Source organism: Thalassospira lohafexi (genome assembly GCF_002844275.1).
GTDB classification, from domain to species: domain Bacteria; phylum Pseudomonadota; class Alphaproteobacteria; order Rhodospirillales; family Thalassospiraceae; genus Thalassospira; species Thalassospira lohafexi.
On record NZ_NXGX01000006.1, the window covers coordinates 194,881 to 217,667 of the forward strand.

Below are 22,787 nucleotides of genomic sequence, written 5' to 3' on the forward strand. Positions count from 1 at the left end.
TCTAAACTGTGAGACACGATAATGTGTTTCTATTTATCGCCGCCCGACAGTGTGAGTTCAAGAAATTCCGGTTCGACCTCAAACGGAAGGTTCGCCCGCCCGGCAAGCGCCTGTGCGAGTTCATTGCGATACCGCTCACGTGGTATTTCGAGAACGCCAAACTGTTTTAAGTGATCATTGACGAACTGAGTATCCAGCAGGCTGTAGCCGCCTTGGCGCATTAACGCGACAAGATGGACCAAGGCGATTTTCGATGCGTTGGTCGCACGTGAAAACATGCTTTCGCCAAAGAAGGCCTTGCCAAGACTGACCCCGTAAAGGCCCCCGACAAGCTGCCCGTCTTTCCAGGCTTCGATGGAATGTGCACAGCCCATTTTGTGAAGTGCACAATAGGCATCGAGAATATTATCATTGATCCATGTGTCATCACGGTCGTCAGTTGGTTCTGCACAGGCGCGAATCACATCCGGGAAAGCCCGGTCAACATGGATTTTGAAATCACCCTTGCGCACGGCCTTTCGCAAGGAGCGCGGCACATGAAATCCATCAAGGGGCAATATCCCGCGCCATTCCGGATCAATCCAATAAAGGGTTGGATCGTCATGGCTTTCGGCCATCGGGAAAAGTCCGACAGAATATGCCCGGATCAATAGATCAGGTGTCAGTTGGTTTGACATGATGGCAGTGATAATGGTTTCCGTCCTGTCTATCTGACGACACTGTACATATGTGGCGGTCGTTCGCCCTGACAAGACTGTTCAAGGCGTTTGATCATGATGTTTTTCCATCTTAGGTGCGTTTGATTAAATATTTGATGCCAATCGTTGGCAAGACAAATGAAAGTTGCATGATCTGTCTGGCGGATGACGGCAGATCATAAAAAAACGGGAACCTGAAAGATCCCCGTTTTTCGTGACAATCAATTGATTGCTTATTTCATGCCCATGAACTTTTCCAGCCAGTGGATGTCGTAATCCCCTTTTTGGATGTCCGGGTTGGCAAGAAGCTTTTGATGCAGTGGAATGGTGGTCTTAATCCCGCCAATCGCATATTCCGCCAGTGCACGGCGCAGGCGCATCATGCATTCTTCGCGGTCACGACCATGCACGATCAGTTTTGCGATCATGCTGTCATAATAGGGCGGAATCGAATAACCGGTGTAAATACCGCTATCGACACGCACGCCCAGACCACCTGGCGCATGGTATTCCTTGATCTTGCCCGGTGACGGAACGAAAGTTTCTGGGTCCTCGGCATTAATGCGGCATTCAATCGCATGGCCGTGGATTTCAAGGTCTTCCTGCTTGAACGACAGTTCAAGACCCGCTGCGACACGGATCTGTTCACGTACAAGGTCAACGCCGGAGATCATTTCCGTGACCGGGTGTTCGACCTGAAGACGGGTGTTCATTTCAATGAAATAGAATTCGCCATTTTCATACAGGAACTCAATCGTGCCAGCATTGCGATAGCCCATGCCGATCATGGCATTGGCGACCGTGGTGCCGATACGCTGGCGTTCTTCGGGCGTTAAGGTCGGTGAGGGTGCTTCTTCCAGAACCTTCTGATGGCGACGCTGCAACGAACAGTCACGTTCGAACAGATGCACGGCATTACCATGTGTGTCGCCAATCACCTGCAGTTCGATGTGGCGCGGCTTGCCGAGATACTTTTCGATGTAAACGGCCGCATTGCCAAAGTTCTGCAATGCTTCCTTACGTGTCATGGAAAAGGCATCAACAAGGTCTTCGTCGCGCTCCACGACTTTCATGCCGCGGCCACCACCACCACCAGATGCCTTGATCAGCACCGGATAGCCGATTTCATTGGCACATTTACGCGCCTCTTCGACCGTCGTGATTTCGCCGTCGGACCCCGGAACAACTGGAATACCAAGCTTTTCCACAGTCTGTTTTGCGGTGATCTTGTCACCCATCGTGCGGATGTGTTCTGGCGTCGGACCGATAAAGGTAAAGCCGTGTTCTTCAACCATCGATGCGAAGTCGGCGCTTTCCGACAGGAAACCATATCCCGGATGGATGGCGTTTGCCCCGGTGATTTCGGCGGCCGACAGGATGGCAGGAACGTTAAGATAACTGTCTTTGGATGCAGGCGGTCCGATACAGACCGATTCGTCGGCCAAACGGACATGCATTGCGTCTGCATCGGCGGTCGAATGCACCGCGACAGTTTTGATGCCCATTTCGCGGCAGGCCCGCTGAATACGCAGCGCGATTTCACCACGGTTGGCAATCAGGATTTTGTCGAACATGCGGTTATTGCCCCGGCTTATTCAATAATGATCAGCGGTTCGTCATATTCGACCGGATGGCCGTCGGTGGCCAGAATCTGGGACACCTTGCCGGATTTCGGCGCACGGATCGGGTTGAACGTTTTCATTGCTTCGATCAGCATAAGAGTCTGACCTTCGGTAACGGACGAACCAACCGAAATGAAAGGTGCAGCACCCGGTTCCGGTGCAAAGTAGACCACACCGACCATAGGTGATTTGACGGCACCAGGATGGGCGCCTGCATCGGCCGGTGCAGCGGCGGCTGCAGGTGCGCTTGCTGCAACCGGGGCAGCTGCCGGTGCGGCTGCAACCATGGTGCCCTGACGGGCAACGCGAATGCGGTTGTCACCAGCGGCAACTTCAATTTCGGTCAGCTTGGTGTCGTCAAGCAGCTCGGCGAGCTGGCGAATGGCGTCATTGTCGATGTTGAACTTGCTCATTTCGATATCTTTTATGATGGTGAGTGGATCAATCCGCGCATGGCATCCAGGGCGTGGATATAACGTGTATATAGCTCTGGGAGCCAAACCCGTAGATCATGCCGTTTGCAGCTTTCGAGACGTAAGAATGATGTCTGAAGGCATCCCGCTTTTAAAAATTGGACAGATGGACCTCAAAGATCGCAACCGATATGTGCGTATATGCCCCAGCATCGATAAGAATACCAGAATCTTCTTGTTGGGCGTGCTCATTCCAGTCAACCGAACCGCCTTTAGGGGGGCCTGAACGACCGAGAACACAAATGTCACGGGATGTGCTGTCATTGTGACTGTCTCCCTGATCGATTGAGTGTTCCCGCGCCCAAGGAATCCTCGCGGATGTACCCTGACAGGTTCAAATTCGGCTCATTTAGAATGTAGACGGGTTTCGTCATTCGTTCCCACATGCCCAACATTTGGTGCAGCTTTTATAACACGACCAAGGTCTGACGCAACTTTGCATTGGGCCTTTGCGACTTGGCTGCATAACCGATTGTGATCCGCATGCGGTGATCAAGAACGCTTTACGCGCCCTCAGGTATAAAAACCGCGGAACACAGCTTGCCTCAGACCCGACTGCTGCGCATACTGCGCGGCAATCGTGAATATTTTGATACTACAGGGATTGAACGAAAAAGATGCGCCTGACCATCAACGGTGAAGACCGCAATATCGAAAATGCCGGTAATGTTGCAGAACTGCTCGGCGAACTTGGCATTGCCTCGACCAAGGTTGCTGTCGAACGCAATCTGGAAATCGTACCCAAGACAGCTTATGGCGAGACCCCGCTGAGTGATGGCGATAAATTCGAAATCGTTCATTTCATTGGCGGCGGCTCGCAGGAAGCTGATTTGGCCGCAGCCGATGACGCCGGGTTTGTTGTCGCGGGTAAAAAATTCTCGTCGCGTTTGCTGGTTGGCACCGGGAAATACAAGGATTTCGATGAAACCCGTATCGCGATTGAGCAATCGGGTGCGGAAATTGTCACGGTCGCTGTGCGCCGCGTTAATCTGACCGACCCGAACCAGCCGATGCTGGTCGACTACGTTGATCCCAAGAAATACACATATTTGCCCAATACCGCAGGCTGCTTCACCGCCGATGATGCCGTGCGGACGTTGCGTCTGGCACGCGAAGCGGGGGGGTGGAATCTGGTGAAGCTTGAGGTTCTGGGCGATCAGGCAACGCTTTATCCGAACATGCCCGAAACACTCAAGGCGGCCGAATCGCTGATCAAGGATGGCTTCGATGTCATGGTGTATTGTAGCGACGATCCTATACAGGCCAAGATGCTCGAAGACATGGGATGCTGTGCGATTATGCCGCTTGGCTCTTTGATCGGGTCGGGTATGGGCATTCTTAATCCGGTGAACATCGCCCTGATCAAGCAAAATGCCAGTGTTCCGGTTCTGGTTGATGCCGGGGTCGGGACGGCGTCGGATGCGGCCTTTGCGATGGAGCTTGGCTGTGACGGGGTTTTGATGAACACAGCCATTGCTGGTGCCAAGGACCCAATTCGTATGGCGCGTGCGATGAAGCATGCGATCATTGCCGGACGTGAATCGTTCCTGGCTGGACGGATGCCAAAGAAACAATATGCTGATCCGTCATCGCCATTGGCCGGGATCATCTGAGTACGCTTGCTCGACGGTAATCCGCGCAAACAAAAGGCCGTTTCATGAACGAAACGGCCTTTTGTTGTTTGTTGGGTATACGAAACGGCTTGACTGCAAATGTAGTCAGTCAGCGTCTGATCCGCGATCAAGATGCCTTTTCAAGACCCGCCTGTACCAGCGCGTCGACCCGTTCCATATCCGCACCCGAGACCATGGTGCCATTGATGATAAAGGCCGGGGTGCCACTGATCCCGACAGTCTGTGCCATGGCGGAATATTGCGCCAGCATGCCATTGATTTCCGGCGATTGCATATCTGCGCGCATCTGATCAACATCGACACCGGCAGCCGCCGCCAGATCATTGATACGGTCTTCGTCAAGCAAACCACGATTGGTCATGAAGGCCTGATGGACTTCCATGTATTTGCCTTGCTTGGCCGCAGCCAAGGCGGCACGTGCGGCCGTTGCACTTTCTTCGCGCAGAATGGGAAGTTCGACGAAAATGGTCCGGACCTTACCATCGGAATTTTCGACAATCTCCATCACGCCATCAAGCGCACGTTTGCAATAGCCGCAATGGTAATCAAAAAACTCAATCACGGTGACGGGCGCATCGGCGGGGCCAATGGATGGAACCGAGGCATCCGCGACCAGTGCATCCCAGACCGGGATGATGGCTTCGGATTGCTGACGGGACTGTTCAGCAGCCTGCCAACTCTGAACATTCTGGATCGCACGCAAAAGAACATCCGGATTCTTAATCAGATATTCCTCGATCATCGCGTCGATTTCGGTTTTCTGCGCCGGGCTGAATTGGTCATCTGCCTGTGCAGCCGGAACAGCAAACAGCATGACTGCGGCAATACCAGCACCACCAAGAAGGCGTTTAACGATCTGAGAATTCATAGGACGTCCTTATTGTCATTGGGCAGTATTTTACCCGACGGAAAATATCATTGCTCTGTGATACGGGATCGAGTGGCTAACGGGAAAGTAAAATCTGCGTTAGGTATGTTACGCTGGTCACAGCAGCCAACTTATCCTTGCCTGACGCGACGCCGATCCAGACCAACCGAACCTCGTCACCCGGTGCATCTGGCCAATACCGGCGATAAACGCCCGCAAGGTCGAAATATTCGCGTTGCCATTGGCCATAGGTCACCTGACTGTTCCCAACCGGGATACGGACGGTGTGATCGGTTGGTGGTTTGCCCGTGCCAAGGTCATTCTCGGCCCAGTCGCCTTGATCTTGCAGGCGAAATCCCAGAACAAGTTCAACATCACCGACCTGTGCGGTGCTGTTTTGTTGCCAGTCAAACGACAAATAAGGCGATGCGAGCACAAGAATGTTGGTGCGACGCCCCAACTCAAACGGGCCTGCCGCCGGGCGTGCAGCCAGTGCGATTTTGCCATCCTTGTCCTGCCATTCAAGGGCCGCCGACGGTGACTGACTTGGCGTAGAAGCATTAGTCTGATGATTGTATTGCCAGTATTTTGGCGGGTTCGAGAGCGAAAAAGGCGCATAAAGCAACTTTAAATCGCCGCCGACATCGACCCCGGACCCGGGCAATGTGCACGCAGATAAATGCAAACCCGCAGCCACAAGAAGGCTAAACAGGCAAAAACGACGGTAAGCTGTAATCAGTGCTGACGTCCATGCATCAAGTTGTGGGTGGTTGCGAAGGCAACCGGTCACTTCGGTGCGTCTTTCTCTGCGTTCTTTTTGTCTTGCCCGTCTGGATCGGTGGCCTGAAGAATATCTTGGGACCGCAACCATGTGGCAGTCCCTTTTTCCAATTTCCGTTCTGCCTGAACCGCGTGATAGCTCGCGGCCTGCCGGTCGCCGGAAAGAAGGCTGTATTCGGCCTGTGAAAGCGATGCTTCGCCTTCATTGCCAAGGCGGCTTTCGACGATGGCACGGAACCGCCACGCAGATGAGTTGCCACGTTCACGTGATAGAACCCCGATCAGATTGGCTTTTGCCGGTTCGAGCATTGCCGGATCACCGGTTTCAATCATCGCATGGGCCAAAAGCAAACGAATAAGCGGCGCGCCACCAGAAAGATCTACTGATTTTTGCAACGGCGGCACGGCATCTGCGGCACGCCCGAATTCAAGCAGGACCTGACCTTCAAGTTCTTCAAAATAGGGATTTTCAGGTTCATCAGCGATCAGGCCCTTGATGATTTCAAGGGCGGGATCAAGCTGCGAATCGCGATAATAGGCAATGGCGCGCGCATAGCGTGCTGCGATGCTGGTATCGGTTTCGGGATAGGTACGTAACGTATTCTGGATGTGATTGGTAAAGGCATAAAGTTTGGCGCGCATGCGGGCATGGCGTTCATACAGCTCCGGGCTGACTTTTTTGTCCTTAAGGTCGGAGTTGGCCACAAAGTTTGCCAAAAAATCAACACGTTCTGTGGTCAAAGGGTGACTGCGCAGATACGGGTCCTGACTGGCGGTGCTGAGAAGTTCCTGACCTTCAAGCTTTTTCATGAAGTCCAGCATTCCGCGCGATGAAATGCCAACATCTGTCAGGAATTTAACGCCCGCCTGATCTGCGCTGCTTTCCTGTGTCCGCGAATAGGCCAGAAAGTTACGCTGAGCAACATTTTGGCCGCCAAGAATTGCCGCGGTACCAACATCGGAACGCCCGGCGGCAACACCCGCTGCAACACCGGCCAAGGTCGAAAGAATGGAGATTGCAGACGCATTACGCAGCTGATCATGAATGCGCGAAAGGTGCCCACCGGCAATGTGTCCGGTTTCGTGCGCCATGACGCCCATAACCTGTTCTGGAGTATCTGCTTTTAACAACAGCCCAGTATTGATAAAAAGCTTTTGGCCGCCTGCAACAAATGCGTTCAGGCTGTTGTCGGAAACGATGTAAACAGACACACCATTCGCATCGAGCCCCGCCGCCTGAAAAATCGGCGTGGCATACATACGTAAGGTTTCCTCGATCTCGGTATCGCGGATAAAAGAACGACCCTGTGCGAAAACCATGCTAGGCAGGGCAACAAGGAAAATGGCAGTGAGAGTTACAATGCGTCTGAGCAAAATGTGCGTTCCATATTTTCGTTCATCTGATGTCGGGTCGCGTCCGACGCGCAAGCCATCATGGCGGATAGCGGTCGCAATCGCAATGACTGCTGGTATGGCGGCTTGCAGTTCTAATGAACCTGAAAATATTGGTCAAATCGGGGCAGTAAGCGGTTATCTTGGGGGCGTGGTTGCTGATGAACCGCGCGCTGTACGCAATGCACGTGATGTTCTTTCTGCCGGCGGCTCGGCTGCGGATGCTGCTGTAGCCCTTTATGCGACGATGACAGTCACCAAGCCATCGGTTGCCGGGATCGGTGGTGGCGGTGTGTGTGTTATCCATGATCGCGTATCGAAAAAAGTCGAAGTTCTTGATTTCTGGCCGCGCCCGGGCACCCGGACGTCATCTGATCAGATTGCAACGACCATTCCAGCTGTGCCGCGCGGGCTTTATGCCCTAAGTGCGCGTTATGGTCGTCTTGAATGGCGCTCGTTGCTTAGTACCGCGGAACAATATGCCCGTCTTGGCGTGCCGGTGTCGCGGTCGCTGGTCAATGATATTGAAGCCAACCAGGATCAGGTCTACGCAAGCCCGATGCTGCGTAACAGCCTTATGCCCAATGGCAAGGTATTGCAGGTAGGCGATCGCATTCGATCAGTTAACCTTGCGGCCCTCCTGACATCCTTGCGGGTTCAGGGGCCGGGCGAGTTTTATAACAGTGCCCTTGGTGCGCGTGTTGCCGATGCTGTTCAGGAAGCCGGTGGGACGCTGACGGCGGATGATTTGCGCAATTACCGCCCGGAATGGAAAACCGCGACCGAGGTCAAGGTTGGCAATGAAACCCTTTATCTTGCCTATCCGCCGCGCTCCGATAGTGGTCCGTCGGTGATCAGTCAGGGCGAAGAACTTGGGGACATCTTAAATCGTTACCTTGCTGATATTACCGCAGGTGACAATAGCGCACAGGCCGCGTCAGGGCGCAGTGGCTTTGTTGTTGTGGACCGTGCGGCCAATGCGGTCGCCTGTGTCACCACGATGAACAAACCGTTTGGTGCCGGACTGGGGGCTGAGGCCTTCGGGCTTGGCCTTGCTGCCGGGGATGTTGCCCATGCTGCGACGCCTTTGATCGGACCAGCCTTGATGGTGAACCCGTATGTTTGGGAATATTATTACGGTATTGCAGGCACCGGCACACCGGCAGGTGCGACCAAACAGATTGCGACCATGGCCGAAGATTTGATTGGTTCAGGGGCTGCGTCAGGGATTGCGATGAGTACAGACGGGAAAGCGTCGGTCAATGTCATTCGCTGTCTTGAAGGAACGCCACCTCATCCGGAAAGTTGCCGCTTCATTGCCGATCCGGCAGGCGGCGGCATGGCCGGAACCCGATAAACCGATACATACAGGTTTGAGATCACAGGGCAGGGCATCGTTCTTGCCCTGTTGCTTTTCACGATAATGCAGGACCCACACATGGCATTGAAACAGTCGCTTCGCGGTGCAATTTCACCCTTCATCGTTATGGACGTGATGCGCGCGGCCAATGCGCGCGAAAATGACGGCAAGGCTGTCTTTCATCTTGAAGTCGGTCAGCCGGGAACGCCTGCACCGCGCAAAGTGCGCGAAGCCGCGGCCAAGGCGCTTGAGGCTGATCTGATTGGCTATACCAATGCCATGGGCATTGATCCCCTACGCGAAGCCATTGCGGGGCATTACAAATCCAAGTTTGATGTATCGGTTGATCCGGCAAGGGTCTGTGTTGCCAGTGGTTCGTCCTCGATCTTTGTGTTGGCGTTTCTGGCGGCCTTTGATGCCGGGGATCGAGTGGCGATGGCCGCACCGGGGTATCCGGCCTATCACAACATTCTAAGTGCGCTTGGGATTGAGACGGTCAATCTTCTTGCCGGACCAGAAACCCATTATCAGCCGACGGTTTCAATGTTGCGCGACCTTGAGGACCCGATTGACGGTTTGATCGTTGCCAGCCCGTCAAACCCCGCGGGCAGTATGATTGATGTTGAAACATACCGGGAACTGGCAACCTATTGCCGGGAAAATGGCATTCGCCTGATCAGTGACGAGATCTATCAGGGGATTTCCTTTGGTGACGTCAAGGATTGCACAGCCCTTGAGTTCGGCGATGATGCGATCATCATCAACAGTTTCTCGAAATATTTCTCGATGACCGGCTGGCGTCTTGGCTGGGCTATTGTTCCGCCTGATTTGATGCGTGCGGTGGAATGCTTGCAGCAAAATCTGTTTATTTCTGCCCCGGCACTATCGCAAATTGCCGCTGTTGCGGCCTTTGATTGCGAAGACGAACTTCAGGCCAACATCGCGGCCTATGCGCGCAACCGTGAAATCCTGCTTGATGGTCTGCCGAAGGCCGGGGTCACCAAATTCGCCCCGGCGGACGGCGCATTTTATCTCTATGCCGATGTGCGCGAACTGACCAACGACAGTGAAGCATTCTGCAAACGGATGCTTGATGAAACCGGCGTCGCAACCACGCCCGGAACCGATTTTGATCGGATGCGCGGCAAGGGCTATGTGCGGTTTTCCTTCGCGCACAGCGAAGCAACCATGATCGGGGCGGTTAAGGCATTGCAGAGCTGGAAACGTTGACGAGGTTGGGTTCAGAAACTGCCTTCTCAATTATAGCGGTTTTCTAGGCCCTCTATATCTGCTTTATCGATTATCTCTTTGATCAGATAAAGGGTCAAAGGCGTTTCTCATATTCGATCCGTCGCACTATGAATGCTACGGCGCGCAAAAAAAGCGTAAATGACGCTGTGCAGTATCGAAGCTATCCAAAGAAAGACTGATGCGAGTGTCGCCAATACCAGAATAGTAATCGGAATCTGGAGAAGCTTGAGAGTGCTGGTTCCCTGTGTGCTGCTTGCAACCCAGCCATAAACGCCAATAGCGAAAAGCACATCAATCAGGCAAAGTAAGCCGATAAGTTTAAACCACTTCCGGTGTGTCATCTTTGGATGAAACTGTTTCTTTTCCATTGATGTATCGTCCAATGTGGCGGTCGGTATCTTAATATAACTATCAAAAACTACAGTTTCTCAGACATAAAAAAAAGACCGCTGAATTTCAGCGGTCTTTTTTGTTTATCTATTGGATCTTAGCGACCAAGGCTCCACCAACCGCGTTTCTTCGGTTCGGATTTTTTATCTTTTGCCGGTTCAGCAGCCGGAGCTGGTTCTGATGCCGTTGACGGTTTTTCAGCAGCAACCGGTTCCGGTTTTGCCTCGGCCTTAGGTTCAGGTGCCTTTTCTGCCGGTTTCTCGGCTTTCGGTGCGACCTTTTCCTCTGGCTTTGGTGCCGGTGTGGCTGCCTTAGGCGCGGCTACTTCCGCCGGTGCAGCAGCAGGGGCTGCTGCGGTGGCGTCAGGTTTGCTGTTTGTATCTGCTTCAGGGGCCGGGCCGCTCTGGATCGGGATGTTTTTCACATCACCGCGATCATTGCCGCCGTCGTTGTTGCTGTCTTTGCCACGGGGACGATCATTGCGATCACGACGGTTACGACGGTTGTCATTGCGATCACGACGCGGGCGCGCTGGGGCCGGTGCAGTTGTACTGCGTGAACGGCCTTCACGAACACCTTCCTGATCAAAGCTGTCGGCATCCTGACCTTCGCTTTCAGCGTCAATCACCGTGCTTTCTTCGGCACCGTCCGGTGCTTCGTGATCACGGTTACGGCGTGCTGCCGTCAGGGCCGGATCATCATTTGGCGACCGTGTGCTTTTGGCTTCAAAGTCCTGACGACGCGAACGGCGACGACCACCACGTTTGCCGCGACGGCGACGTTTGCGCTGGCTTTCTTCGTCGTCGTCATCTTCGTTGTCGCTGTTCTGATCGGCATTATCGTCATTGCCTGCTTCGGCGTCTGACGCTTCCTGCTGCTGATCATTGCGATCATCACGGTCATCATTACGACCACGACGGCGACGACGGCGACGGCGACGTTTGCCGCCCTGTTCTTCGTCATCCTGCGCGGTGTTTTTGGCCGACGGAGCTTCTTCTTCTTCCTCGTCGTCATCGTCAGTATCGACCGGGTTTTCAATCGCGGTGAGTGAAACACTGTCGGTATTGAGGACGGCAGGAACATCTTCGAGCTCATCGCCTTTTTTCGCACGTGAGCGTTCGATCCGGTGATCCGGAGAAATGAGGCTGTCATCGCCAAAGATCATCACCGTGAAACCGTAACGCTGTTCGATCTCGGCGAGCGCTTCACGTTTACGGTTCAGGATATAAAGGGCGACTTCACTTGCAACATGAACGGTCAGGGAACCTGACCGGCGGCGCATGCCTTCTTCTTCGAGCACGCGCAGCAAATGAAGGGCTGCACTTTCGATTGAACGAACAAGGCCAACACCACGGCAATGGGTGCAAACTTCAAATGCGCTTTCAACCAGCGACGGACGTAGACGCTGACGCGACATTTCAAGCAGACCAAACGGGCTGATACGACCGATCTGAAGACGTGCACGGTCATTGCGCATGGCTTCTTTGATCTTGCGTTCAACCGCACCCTGATTGCGGTGATCTTCCATGTCGATGAAATCGACAACGATCAAACCGGCCAGATCGCGCAGACGCAGCTGGCGTGCCAGTTCTTCTGCGGCTTCAAGGTTGGTCTTGTAAGCAGTTTCTTCGATGTTGCGTTCACGGGTCGAGCGGCCGGAGTTAACGTCAATCGCGACCAAGGCCTCGGTCGGGTTGATAACGATATAACCACCCGATTTAAGCTGAACGACCGGATTGAGCATCGCATCAAGCTGGCTTTCCACCTGGAAACGGTGGAACAGCGGAACGCCCTGATCTTTATAAGGCTGCACACGCTTGGCATGTGAAGGCATCAACATTTTCATGAAGTCTTTGGCGATCCGGTAACCTTCGTCACCTTCAACCAGAACTTCATCAACATCACGTGCATAAAGGTCACGGATGGAGCGTTTGATCAGATCGGCTTCTTCATAAATCAGGCAAGGTGCCTGACTTTGAAGGGTGGTTTCGCGAATACGATCCCACAGACGCATCAGATAATCAAAATCGCGTTTGATCTCGGCTTTGGTCCGTTCGGCACCTGCGGTACGAACGATTACAGCCATGCCGTCCGGAATTTCCAGCTCGGCAAGAATGGATTTCAGACGCTTACGATCCTGCGCATTGGTGATCTTGCGTGAAATGCCGCCACCACGCGGGGTGTTGGGCATAAGAACGCAATAGCGACCTGCAAGCGACAGGAAGGTCGAAAGTGCAGCACCCTTGTTGCCGCGTTCTTCCTTAACAACCTGTACCAGAAGGATCTGGCGGCGTTTGATAACTTCCTGAATCTTGTAACGTTTCTGAAGCTGACGGCTGTGCGATTCGACAAATTCGTCGGCATCGTCACCACCAAGGTCTTCGATGTCTTCTTCGTCTGATTTCGCGTTGATTTCAGAAACCGTGTCGCCATCACTGCCATCGGCATCAATGTCGACAGTCAGTTCAGCGACTTCTGCTGACATCGCGGCATTGCCACCCGTCGGGGTGTCATCATCATCAGAACCGGTGTTTGCATCTGACGTGTTATCCTCAGAAGCTGAGGCGTCTTTTGCATCTGCATCGGCCGTTGAAGCATCTACTTCATCGGATTTCTTGCGACGGTTGCGCGTCCGGCGACGACGCGGTTTGGCGTCTTCTTCGTCCGAGCCCGTGGTCGCATCGTTTTTGCTGTCAGGGGATGTTGTTGCGTCCGCAGTTGCGGTTGCTTCGACTGGCGAAGCATCCCCATCTGCGGCTTCAACCGTCTCGTCCTTGTCCTTCGCACGCGGTTTGCGGCGCGAACGCGAACGCGTCGGTTTCTTTTCTTTTTTCGGGCTGTCTTCACCGTCGCTGACATTGTCTTCGACAATCTCAGCATCCTTGACGTTGCGCGTATGGCTTTGCGTCAAGGCTTCGCGGTCAGCAACCGGGATTTGATAATAATCGGAATGGATTTCGCTAAAAGCAAGGAAACCATGGCGGTTTCCGCCATAGTCGACAAACGCCGCCTGCAATGACGGTTCTACTCGCGTCACTTTCGCGAGATAGATGTTTCCCTTGATTTGTTTTTTCGTCGAAGTTTCGACGTCGTATTCTTCTAAGCGATTTCCGTTAATAACAACGACGCGGCTTTCTTCCGCGTGCGTTGCATCGATGAGCATGCGTTTAACCATTCGGAACCTGTTCCTGGAGGCCCCGCCAGTTCAATGCCTAAAGCGTAGTTGTGCTGATATGCAAACAAACCGGCGTGACCGGAGGCGCCGTACATTGAGTCCGCGATATGTCCTGTATGTCTCTGGTTCATCGCGTGTCGGCTGCTCTTCCGGTTTGGACCTGGTCTTGGTGTTGAAAAAAAAACTTGGTTGCGTATTTTCGAGCGCGCCAAGACAGCCTTTTTTAGGAGGGCTCTATCGGGAGCGGGAATTGCCGCGTCACCGAGACACCGACCGTAAGAACTGCTCTAGTCGCGTCCTCAACTTGGTGGATTTTTAGTGTCTTACCACAAAGCATTAGGAATCTCGTTTGCAACATATCTGGTTTATGCGTCTGCGACAAACAGTTTTGTTACATCTTTTGTCGTGTTTTTGGTGTCTTGTTCAAAAATCAGGAAGTTTTCCGCTCTATTTCGCCGCGCACGGCCAATGTCGGGCAAATCTATGAAAACGCAATGTTTTTAACCGGGGCATTAAAATGCCTTTGTTCTCGAAAGGGTGATCATCCTTGTGATTAGGGGCTGAACCCATTTCAAGCATTCAATTGGATTCAGACCCTAAAGTCAGCCTTTGGTCAATTGCCCGTTAACCAACGCGTTGCTATAAGCGCTTATCAATGGCTCCAATCGTGAAAATGGGCACAGCAGGGTAAATGGCATCACCAGCGGCAAACGTGCATTGCAATGCACAAAATGGAAAATGGTCCGGTCGCGTCGGTAACGCTGCTCGCAAAACCGGGCAGGCGGTTACGTTGCTGTTTTTATTTCTGTTTTCCCTTCACTTTGCCATGGGAACGGCACTGGCCGACAGTGCCAAAGTCCTTGGTGCGCGCCTTGGCGTGTATCCGGATTACACCCGTTTTGTGATCGATCTGGATCGGAATGTTGATTTTACATATTTCCTTCTGCCCGATCCGTATCGCATCATTATCGATATGCCCGAAATCGACTGGAGCGCGCCTCCGGGTAATGTAACCTCGGGCGGAGGACTTATTTCCGGCTTGCGTTATGGCTTGTTTAAGCCCGGTACGTTCCGTGTCGTTTTGGATGTTGCCGAGCCATCGCTGGTATCAAAGATTTTCTCACTTCCGGCATCGGCGGATAAACCGAACCGGCTTGTCGTCGATTTAACCCCGGCCAAGCGCGAAGCCTTTATGGAGGCGTCGCGTGAAAGCATGGTCGCCTATTCCGCACGCAGCCGGAATGACACCAGTGCAACCGAACAAAGTGCTGATGTGGCCGTCAAATCGGGACGTCCGGGGGATAATAAGCCGTTGATTGCAATCGATGCCGGTCATGGCGGTGTTGATCCCGGTGCCATCGGGGTTGATGGTGTTTACGAGAAAAACCTGACCCTTGCGGCGGCCCGGCAATTGGCCGATACCCTGACCGCATCGGGCCGGTATCGCGTTCTTTTGACCCGCGATAAGGACGTTTTCCTGAAATTACGTCAGCGTGTCGAAATTGCACGTAAAAACGGTGCAGACCTTTTCATCTCGTTGCATGCCGATTCTATCGCCAATCCGAAACACCGCGGCGCGTCTGTTTATACCTTGTCTGAAAACGCGTCGGATAAAGAAGCCGCCGCACTGGCATCCAAGGAAAACAAGGCAGACGTGATTGCCGGTCTTGATTTGTCAGACGAAAATACGTTGGTACAAAGTATCCTCATTGATCTTGCCCAGCGCGAAACCATGAACCTGTCGGCAACCCTTGCAGCCAATATGGTCAGCCAGTTGGCGAAAAGCATCGAATTGCAGCGCAGAACGCACCGTTTTGCCGGGTTTGCGGTGCTTAAGGCACCTGATATTCCCTCGGCACTGTTTGAGATGGGGTATCTTTCAAACGCGCAGGATGCCAAGCTTCTGCAAAGTCCCGCCCACCGTAAAAAAGTTGCCGAGGCTGTCATGCGGGCCATCGATATTTATTTCGATACCCACAAATTCTAAGGCAGCGGCCTTTCCGGTCCGCGTGAAAATTCAAAATTATGCCTGCACGGGGCTTTTTCACACACGCAAAAGCCCAATATCGTAATGATGGGATCGGGCCAGTTGAAAAAGCAATGTCGATGGAAAAAGCAATGACAGTGCGAGCTGTCACAACCTCGTCACTTTTAAACCGCTATAGTCATCTTAAGTGAGGGGGATATGCCTCAACAGCGGCGTGTTCCTTTGGGATGATTGCATTTGGGGGGATTGTGCATGATGATGCGCGATCTTTCCGATCCGGCCAACAAAACGAAAAAGACCTGCATAAATGCGAATATTAATGATTATCTTCGGCTTTCTGTTTTTGATGGCTGTCGCGGGTGGCGCCGGTGTTATGGCGATCTTTTGGCATTTTGGTCAGGATTTGCCTGACTACACACAGCTTGAAGATTATGAACCCCAGGTCATGACGCGTGTCCATGCGGCCGATGGTGCCTTGATTGCGGAATATGCCCGCGAAAAACGCGTGTTTGTGCCAATCACCGCCATCCCGCACAAAGTCACGGACGCCTTTGTTGCCGCCGAAGATAAGAATTTCTGGTCACATCCGGGAATTGATTTTGCATCGGTACTGCGCGCTGCTGTGACCAATGTCGTCAACCTTGGCACCGGGCGTCGTCCGGTTGGGGCGTCGACAATCACCCAGCAGGTCGCAAAAAACTTCCTTTTGACCAACGAAGTTTCCTACGAACGGAAAATCAAGGAAGCCATCCTGTCATTCCGTATCGAACGCGCCTTTTCCAAGCAGCATATTCTTGAGCTGTATCTCAACGAGATTTACCTTGGCAGTGGCAGTTACGGTGTTGCCGCAGCGGCCCTTCGCTATTTCGATAAATCGCTTGATGAGGTGAACATCGAAGAAGCTGCCTATCTGGCGGCACTGCCAAAGGCTCCCTCAAATTATCATCCGGTCCGCAACCACGACGAAGCCAAGGCGCGTCGTAATTGGGTCATTGGCCGGATGCTTGAAGAAAAATACATCACCGAAGCCGAAGCACAGGCTGCATGGGCGGCCCCGCTGATTGGCAAAACACGTGAGTCGGTCGATATCTATCAGGCTGATTTCTTTGCCGAGGAAGTACGTCGCCAACTGGTGGATCGCTACGGTGAGGGGATGCTCTATGACGGCGGACTTTCCGTTCGATCAACCGTTGATCCGCGCATGCAGACAATTGCTGACAAAGCCCTGCTTGAAGGATTGGTGGATTATGACCGCCGTCATGGCTGGCGCGGTCCGATCACGACAATTGAGCTTGCCGATGACTGGCAACAAAAACTGCGTGAAGTCGAAGTCCCTGCCGATATCCCGTGGGACCGGGCTGTTGTCTTGTCGACGGATGCTGATGAGGCAATTCTTGGCCTTATGACCGGCGAGCAGGGCCGTATTCCGAAGCGATTCCTGACATGGGCGCGTCCGTGGCAAAAAGGTCAAACATTGGGACCGGTGGTCAATAAACCATCCGATGTGATCAATGCTGGCGATGTGATCTATGTGAAGCATTTTGCCGAACTGGATGGCGAACAGCTGCCCCCCAACACGTATGGTCTGCGTCAGATTCCCAATGTGAACGGGGCGCTTGTGGCGATGGATCCGCATACCGGACGTGTCTTGGCAATGTCGGGTGGCTTTTCGCACGACCTGTCAAAATTTAACCGTGCAACACAGGCGCGTCGTCAGCCGGGCTCGGCGTTTAAGCCGTTTGTCTATCTGGCGGCCCTTGATCAGGGCTTTACCCCGTCAACACTGGTTCTTGATGCACCGTTCGTGATTGATCAGGGGCCGGGGCTTGGAAAGTGGAAGCCGGGCAACTACAGCGGCAAGTTCTATGGCCCCTCGACCATGCGCCTTGGGATTGAAAAATCGCGAAACCTGATGACCGTACGCTTGGCCCAGACCATTGGCATGCCGGTGGTTGCCGATTACGCCGAACGTTTCGGGATTGTCGATAAACTGCCAGAAGTTCTTTCCATGGCGCTTGGTGCGGCGGAAACGACAGTGATGCGTTTGACCGCGGCCTATGCCGAACTGGTCAATGGGGGCAAGAAAATCACCCCGACTCTGATTGATCGTATTCAGGACCGTCGCGGCAGCGTGATTTATCGCCGTGATGAACGTGACTGTGCGCAGTGCCAGGATGTTGCGTTCCGCAATCAAATGCCGCCAGATTTGCCTGATACCCGTGAACAGCTGACCGACCCGGCCAGTGCGTTCCAGATGGTCCACATCATGGAAGGCGTGATTCAAAGCGGTACTGGCCGGACGATTGCTGAACTTGGATATCCTTTGGCCGGTAAAACCGGGACAACCAATGATTCCCGCGATGCATGGTTTGTCGGTTTTGCGCCTGACCTTGCGGTTGGGGTGTATGTCGGCTTTGACGATAACCGATCCCTTGGTGATCGCGAACAAGGTGCAAGTGCCGCAGCGCCGATCTGGAAAGAGTTCATGCGCGGCGCACTCGAAGGCACCAAAGCCATTCCATTCCGTACCCCGCCGGGTATCCGTATGGTCCGGGTGGATTCCCGTACCGGGCTTCCGGCCGGTCCGGGGGCTCAGGATGTGATCTGGGAAGCCTTCAAGCCCGGCACCATTCCGGCCTCAAATGATAATGTCATTGATGGCGGTTATGACGGAAACAACGGATCAGACGGCGGCAGTGGTGCCGTTTCGGGACCAGGCGGAATTTACTGATCACGCCGAAATGCGAGAGCCATAAATTTGATGTTTATGACACTCAATACATGAATAAAGCCGGATGTGAGCAGCATCCGGCTTTTTCTGTGTTTGCGCGTGTTCGTCTGAAAGAATTTACGTTCGTTTGGGCCGAAAATACCCCATCAACCGTCATCAAACATTGATAAAATCATCAACCGTGTGACACTGGCATGTCACGCAGTTTTGTCATGATCTTCAAGATTTCAGTTCACGCCTTGAAGAGGTTTAAAAATGACTTTTCGTCTTTCCCGCCGCAAGTTCCTCACCACCACGGCAACAGCTGGTGCCGCATCGACGATGGGCGGTTTTTTCATGCCGTCGATTTCGCGTGCTGCGGATCGCCCTGTGATTACCCATGGCGTACAAAGTGGTGATGTTACCGCGAACACGGCCTGCATCTGGGGGCGTGCTGACCGTGCATCAAAGATGGTGACCGAAATTGCAACGACCGAAGGGTTCAAGAACTCGGTGCGTATTCCGCATATGAATGTCGTGCCCCAGCGTGATTTCGCGGGCAAATTGACATTGCAGGATTTACCTGCCGGACAGGACATCTTTTACAAGATTCATTTTGAAAACCTTGACGATGGCCGCGCGTCATCCGAACCGCTTATCGGTCATTTCAGAACTGCCCCGGCAGCCAAACGCAATATCCGGTTCGGCTGGTCTGGAGATACCGCCGGGCAGGGCTGGGGTATTGATGAGGACCGCGGCGGTATGAAAACATATGCCACCGTAACCAAGCACAATCCCGATTTCTTTATCCATTCGGGTGATACGATTTATGCTGATGGGCCGTTCGAAAAGCAGGCGAAAATGCCAGATGGTGACGTTTGGAAAAATATCACCACCGAACACACCGGCAAGGTTGCAGAAACGATTGACGAGTTTCGGGGTAACTACAAATACAACATGCTTGATAAGAACGTTCTGGAATTCAACCGTATGATGCCGGTTTATTATCAATGGGATGATCACGAAGTTCTCAATAACTGGTATCCAGGTGAAATGTTGACCGGTGATGACCGTTATAGCGAAAAGTCGGTTTCGCTTTTGGCATCGCGTGCCAATCGGGCCTTCCGGGAAATGCTGCCGATTACCGAGTTTGATACCGAACCTGGCCGTGTTTATCGCAAGGTGTCCTATGGACCGTCTCTTGAAATTTTCTTCCTTGATATGCGGACCTATCGCGGGCCGAACGATGCTAATGATAGCCCGGTTCCAACCAATGGTACGGATTTCCTTGGCCGCACACAGATTGAATGGCTTAAACGCAGCCTGCTCAATTCCAAGGCAACTTGGAAGGTCATCGCAGCAGATATGCCGATTGGCATGATTGTGTATGATGACTGGAAGTCCAAAAGCACATTTGAAAATCTGGCAAATGGGGATGGTGCACCAAAGGGCCGCGAACTTGAAATTGTCGAACTGCTGCGCTTTATCAAATCGGCCAAAATCAACAATACGGTCTGGCTGACGGCGGATGTGCATTACACTGCAGCCCATTACTACGACCCGAATAAGGCCCAGTTTCAGGATTTCGAACCGTTCTGGGAATTTGTTTCAGGTCCGCTCCATGCCGGGACATTCGGCCCCCAGGACATGGACAATACATTCGGCCCACAGGTGAAATTCACTAAGCACCCCAGCAAAGAACAAGGCATCAACCTGCCGCCATCATTTGGAATGCAGTTCTTTGGTCTCGTCGACATTGATGCCGACACTGAACAGTTCCGGGTGTCGTTGCGCGATGTTGCCGACGAAGAGCTTTACACCGTGACACTCGATCCGGTTTATAGCTGACGCTTAGTTTTCGGGCCTTGTCTTGTTAATGAAACCCGGCACATTCACTGTGCCGGGTTTTTGCATGGTTGCAGGGGTTTCAACTGAGACAAAAACTGTTATAACCGCCGCCTACATAGCCATATGTCATGTATGGCTGAACAGAATTTCATATGAATAACGGAGACATCAATGCGCGCTGAAGCACAGGCATTGGTCGATGAAATCAAGCAGTCGATGGCACTGCTGAGGAGGCATCTTTGACTGGGATAACGCACTTAGGCGCCTGGACGAACTGAATGCACTGGCCGAAGACCCAACCCTTTGGGACGATGCGGGCAATGCGCAGAAAATCATGCGCGAACGTACCCAGCTTGACGATGCGATTAACGGCTATAAAAAGCTCGCGCAAGAGCTTGATGACAATATCGAACTGATCGAACTTGGCGAAGCCGAGGGCGACGACGATACGGTTGCCGAGGCCGAGGACGGCCTGCGGTCCATCCACAAGATTGCCGCACAGCGTGAACTTGAAAGCCTGCTTTCAGGTGAAGCCGACAGCAATGATGCTTATCTTGAAATCCATGCCGGTGCCGGTGGTACTGAGGCGCAGGATTGGGCAAGCATGATGGCACGCATGTATTATCGTTGGGCAGAGTCCAAAAAATACAAGCTTGAGATGCTCGAAGAAAGCGATGGCGAGGAAGCCGGTATCAAGTCGGTGACCTATAAGGTTTCCGGTCACAATGCCTATGGCTGGCTGAAGAACGAAGTCGGGGTGCATCGTCTGGTGCGTATTTCGCCTTATGACAGTTCGGCACGTCGCCATACCAGCTTTTCATCGGTCTGGGTGTATCCGGTGATTGATGACGATATTCAGATCGAAATTCTCGATAAGGATCTTCGCATTGATACCTATCGTGCATCCGGGGCCGGTGGTCAGCACGTCAACCGGACCGATTCTGCGGTACGTATGACCCATATCCCGACCGGGATTGTTGCCCAGTGCCAGAACGACCGATCGCAGCATAAAAACCGCGATACGGCGATGAAGATGCTCAAAGCCCGTCTGTATGAGGCGGAACTTAAAAAACGCGAAGCCGAAGCACAGGCCGTTGAAGACAACAAAACCGACATCGGTTGGGGCCATCAAATCCGATCCTACGTCCTGCAGCCTTATCAGATGATCAAAGACCTGCGCACAGGAACCGAAACATCCGATACTCAGGGTGTTTTGAACGGTGATCTTGATGCCTTTATGGCGGCTGCCCTGGCGGCAAAAGTCACCGGATCAGCAGGCGAAATCGAAGACATTGATTGATCGCACCAAAGTGATCGAAATTAGAACACCCCGCTGATTTTGGCGGGGTGTTCTATTTCAAAGGCTTGGCGTGTTTACCAGGCGCTAACCTGCATAATTCTGCGCTTTGCCCGTAAAAATTCCATTTCTGTCACACAATTGCCGGATATGCCTGCCACGGTGTGGCTAAGCGTCACCTGCCAAGCAATAACAAATGACCAGATCATGACTGGTTCCTGGCAGGAACAGCTCTGAGCAAACGTCTATCATTCAGGTGAAGTCCAAAATGGCCCAACAGTCCCTAGGCCCGGTCGCAGTCGGCGACCAGTTCAAACTTGCAACTCCCAACGGTCCGGTCTTCGTGGTGGTTAAAATCCGTGAAATGAAGCCCGTTGATCATGCCCAGATCACAAAAGTCCGCGATACCAAATCGCCAACCCTTATTGCCGTTACCACATTGTTGAACCGTGACTTCTACATTCCGGTTGCACCGGAAAACCGCCAAACTGCTGATAACGATGGCATATTGCGCGGTTCCTGAGGTGCATGCTGCGCGATTATACTATCGGGCAATAGGCTGTTTCACGAGAATGTTCGCAAGAAAGAAGTTGGCATGGCGGCCCACACGCGGTGAAATGGATCAAATTTCAATCCATGCCATCAGGGGCCGCCAACATGTCACACGGAACGTTGCAAACGGAACTGCTTGATACCCTGTTTTCCGTTCTGGAAAACGATGTTTTACCCAAAACACGATCTGGCGTTGCGGCGGGCAACAAGGTCTTTGGCGCCGCTATTTTGCGTAAATCCGACCATGCGCTAGTGATTGCCGAAACCAATAATGAAATGGAAAACCCGCTGTGGCATGGCGAAGTCCATTGTTTGAAGCGGTTCTATGAAATGCCTGCCGATCAGCGACCTGCAACCTCAGACCTTATCTTCCTGTCAACCCACGAACCTTGTTCGATGTGCCTGTCGGCAATTACCTGGGCTGGGTTTGATAATTTCTATTATTTCTTCTCGTATGAGGATTCCCGCGATGCGTTCGCCATTCCCCATGATCTGAAAATCATGCAGGAAGTCTTCACCCTGAAAGACGGTGAATACAATAAATCAAACGCGTTCTGGGACAGTCATTCTATGATGGGCATGATCGCCGAGCTGCCCAAAGATCAGCAAGCTGCATACCTTGCGCGTGCGCAGGCCATTTCCGATCAGTATGATCAGCTTTCCACAGAGTATCAGGACACAAAATCGGACAACGACATTCCGCTGAACTAAAGCATGGTGGCGGTTTGACGTCTGAGTCCGAAACTGGCG

At 52.8% G+C, this 22,787-nt stretch carries 17 protein-coding genes and 1 pseudogene; 9 read left to right on the forward strand and 9 right to left on the reverse strand.

The window, feature by feature from the left end:
- Positions 1-29: 29 nt before the first annotated feature.
- The 4 genes and pseudogenes from aat to COO92_RS22420 all read right to left on the reverse strand — a co-directional run.
- Positions 30-677 carry a leucyl/phenylalanyl-tRNA--protein transferase gene (gene aat / locus COO92_RS15900; protein ID WP_101303675.1) on the reverse strand — a complete coding sequence of 216 codons (648 nt, stop codon included), beginning with the start codon at positions 675-677 and terminating at the stop codon, positions 30-32.
- A 254-nt stretch (positions 678-931) separates the two neighbouring features.
- Complete coding sequence (gene accC / locus COO92_RS15905; RefSeq protein WP_022733479.1) at positions 932-2,272, reverse strand: acetyl-CoA carboxylase biotin carboxylase subunit; 1,341 nt, start codon at positions 2,270-2,272, stop codon at positions 932-934.
- 17 nt (positions 2,273-2,289) lie between these two features.
- The gene (accB, locus tag COO92_RS15910; RefSeq protein ID WP_101303677.1) at positions 2,290-2,733 is read right to left on the reverse strand and encodes an acetyl-CoA carboxylase biotin carboxyl carrier protein; all 444 of its coding nucleotides are present in this window, start codon (positions 2,731-2,733) and stop codon (positions 2,290-2,292) included.
- Between the two features lie 28 nt (positions 2,734-2,761).
- A pseudogene (locus COO92_RS22420) lies at positions 2,762-2,842 on the reverse strand (hypothetical protein); the annotation flags it as partial.
- A gap of 568 nt (positions 2,843-3,410) precedes the next feature.
- Between COO92_RS22420 and thiS the strand changes: the two are divergent.
- The gene (gene thiS, locus COO92_RS15920) at positions 3,411-4,406 is read left to right on the forward strand and encodes a sulfur carrier protein ThiS (RefSeq protein ID WP_101303679.1); all 996 of its coding nucleotides are present in this window, start codon (positions 3,411-3,413) and stop codon (positions 4,404-4,406) included.
- A 127-nt stretch (positions 4,407-4,533) separates the two neighbouring features.
- Here thiS and COO92_RS15925 read toward each other — a convergent pair whose 3' ends face one another.
- From COO92_RS15925 to COO92_RS15935, 3 genes are all read right to left on the reverse strand, one after another.
- Entirely contained in the window at positions 4,534-5,295 is a 762-nt protein-coding gene (locus COO92_RS15925; protein ID WP_101303681.1) for a DsbA family protein, read from the reverse strand.
- A 76-nt stretch (positions 5,296-5,371) separates the two neighbouring features.
- Complete coding sequence (locus COO92_RS15930; protein WP_240626468.1) at positions 5,372-6,085, reverse strand: hypothetical protein; 714 nt, start codon at positions 6,083-6,085, stop codon at positions 5,372-5,374.
- Positions 6,082-7,449, reverse strand: a complete 1,368-nt coding sequence (locus tag COO92_RS15935; protein ID WP_022733484.1) for a M48 family metalloprotease — start codon at positions 7,447-7,449, stop codon at positions 6,082-6,084. The genes COO92_RS15930 and COO92_RS15935 overlap by 4 nt, the downstream gene beginning before the upstream one ends.
- On the opposite strand from COO92_RS15935, the gene COO92_RS15940 reads away from it, so the two are divergent.
- Both COO92_RS15940 and COO92_RS15945 read left to right on the forward strand, forming a co-directional pair.
- Complete coding sequence (locus tag COO92_RS15940; RefSeq protein WP_101303683.1) at positions 7,436-8,824, forward strand: gamma-glutamyltransferase; 1,389 nt, start codon at positions 7,436-7,438, stop codon at positions 8,822-8,824. The genes COO92_RS15935 and COO92_RS15940 overlap by 14 nt on opposite strands.
- Positions 8,825-8,905: 81 nt before the next feature.
- Positions 8,906-10,057, forward strand: coding sequence for a pyridoxal phosphate-dependent aminotransferase (locus COO92_RS15945; protein ID WP_101303685.1), 1,152 nt, complete (start codon positions 8,906-8,908; stop codon positions 10,055-10,057).
- Positions 10,058-10,164: 107 nt separating this feature from the next.
- Here the strand turns inward: COO92_RS15945 and COO92_RS15950 are convergent, their stop codons facing one another.
- A complete protein-coding gene (locus COO92_RS15950) occupies positions 10,165-10,446 on the reverse strand; it encodes a hypothetical protein (protein ID WP_101303687.1) in 282 nt (93 codons plus the stop codon).
- A 119-nt stretch (positions 10,447-10,565) separates the two neighbouring features.
- Positions 10,566-13,643, reverse strand: coding sequence for an Rne/Rng family ribonuclease (locus tag COO92_RS15955; protein ID WP_101303689.1), 3,078 nt, complete (start codon positions 13,641-13,643; stop codon positions 10,566-10,568).
- Positions 13,644-14,334: 691 nt separating this feature from the next.
- Here COO92_RS15955 and COO92_RS15960 point away from each other — a divergent pair.
- The 6 genes from COO92_RS15960 (at position 14,335) to COO92_RS15985 (ending at position 22,748) form a co-directional block, all read left to right on the forward strand.
- Positions 14,335-15,630, forward strand: a complete 1,296-nt coding sequence (locus COO92_RS15960) for an N-acetylmuramoyl-L-alanine amidase (RefSeq protein ID WP_101303691.1) — start codon at positions 14,335-14,337, stop codon at positions 15,628-15,630.
- A gap of 319 nt (positions 15,631-15,949) precedes the next feature.
- A complete protein-coding gene (locus tag COO92_RS15965; RefSeq protein WP_240626469.1) occupies positions 15,950-18,361 on the forward strand; it encodes a penicillin-binding protein 1A in 2,412 nt (803 codons plus the stop codon).
- Positions 18,362-18,616: 255 nt separating this feature from the next.
- Entirely contained in the window at positions 18,617-20,188 is a 1,572-nt protein-coding gene (locus COO92_RS15970) for an alkaline phosphatase D family protein (RefSeq protein WP_101303695.1), read from the forward strand.
- A gap of 171 nt (positions 20,189-20,359) precedes the next feature.
- Positions 20,360-21,488, forward strand: a protein-coding gene (prfB, locus tag COO92_RS15975; protein ID WP_101303697.1) for a peptide chain release factor 2 whose coding sequence is annotated in 2 segments (ribosomal slippage) — positions 20,360-20,428 and positions 20,430-21,488 — 1,128 coding nt in all. Because the reading frame shifts where the segments join, the coding sequence is not laid out codon by codon here.
- A 265-nt stretch (positions 21,489-21,753) separates the two neighbouring features.
- Positions 21,754-22,008: a hypothetical protein gene (locus COO92_RS15980; RefSeq protein ID WP_101303699.1), complete on the forward strand. Its 255-nt coding sequence runs from the start codon at positions 21,754-21,756 to the stop codon at positions 22,006-22,008.
- Between the two features lie 134 nt (positions 22,009-22,142).
- Positions 22,143-22,748 (forward strand): nucleoside deaminase, encoded by a 606-nt coding sequence (locus tag COO92_RS15985; protein ID WP_101304006.1) that lies wholly within the window; start codon positions 22,143-22,145, stop codon positions 22,746-22,748.
- Positions 22,749-22,787 lie beyond the last annotated feature (39 nt).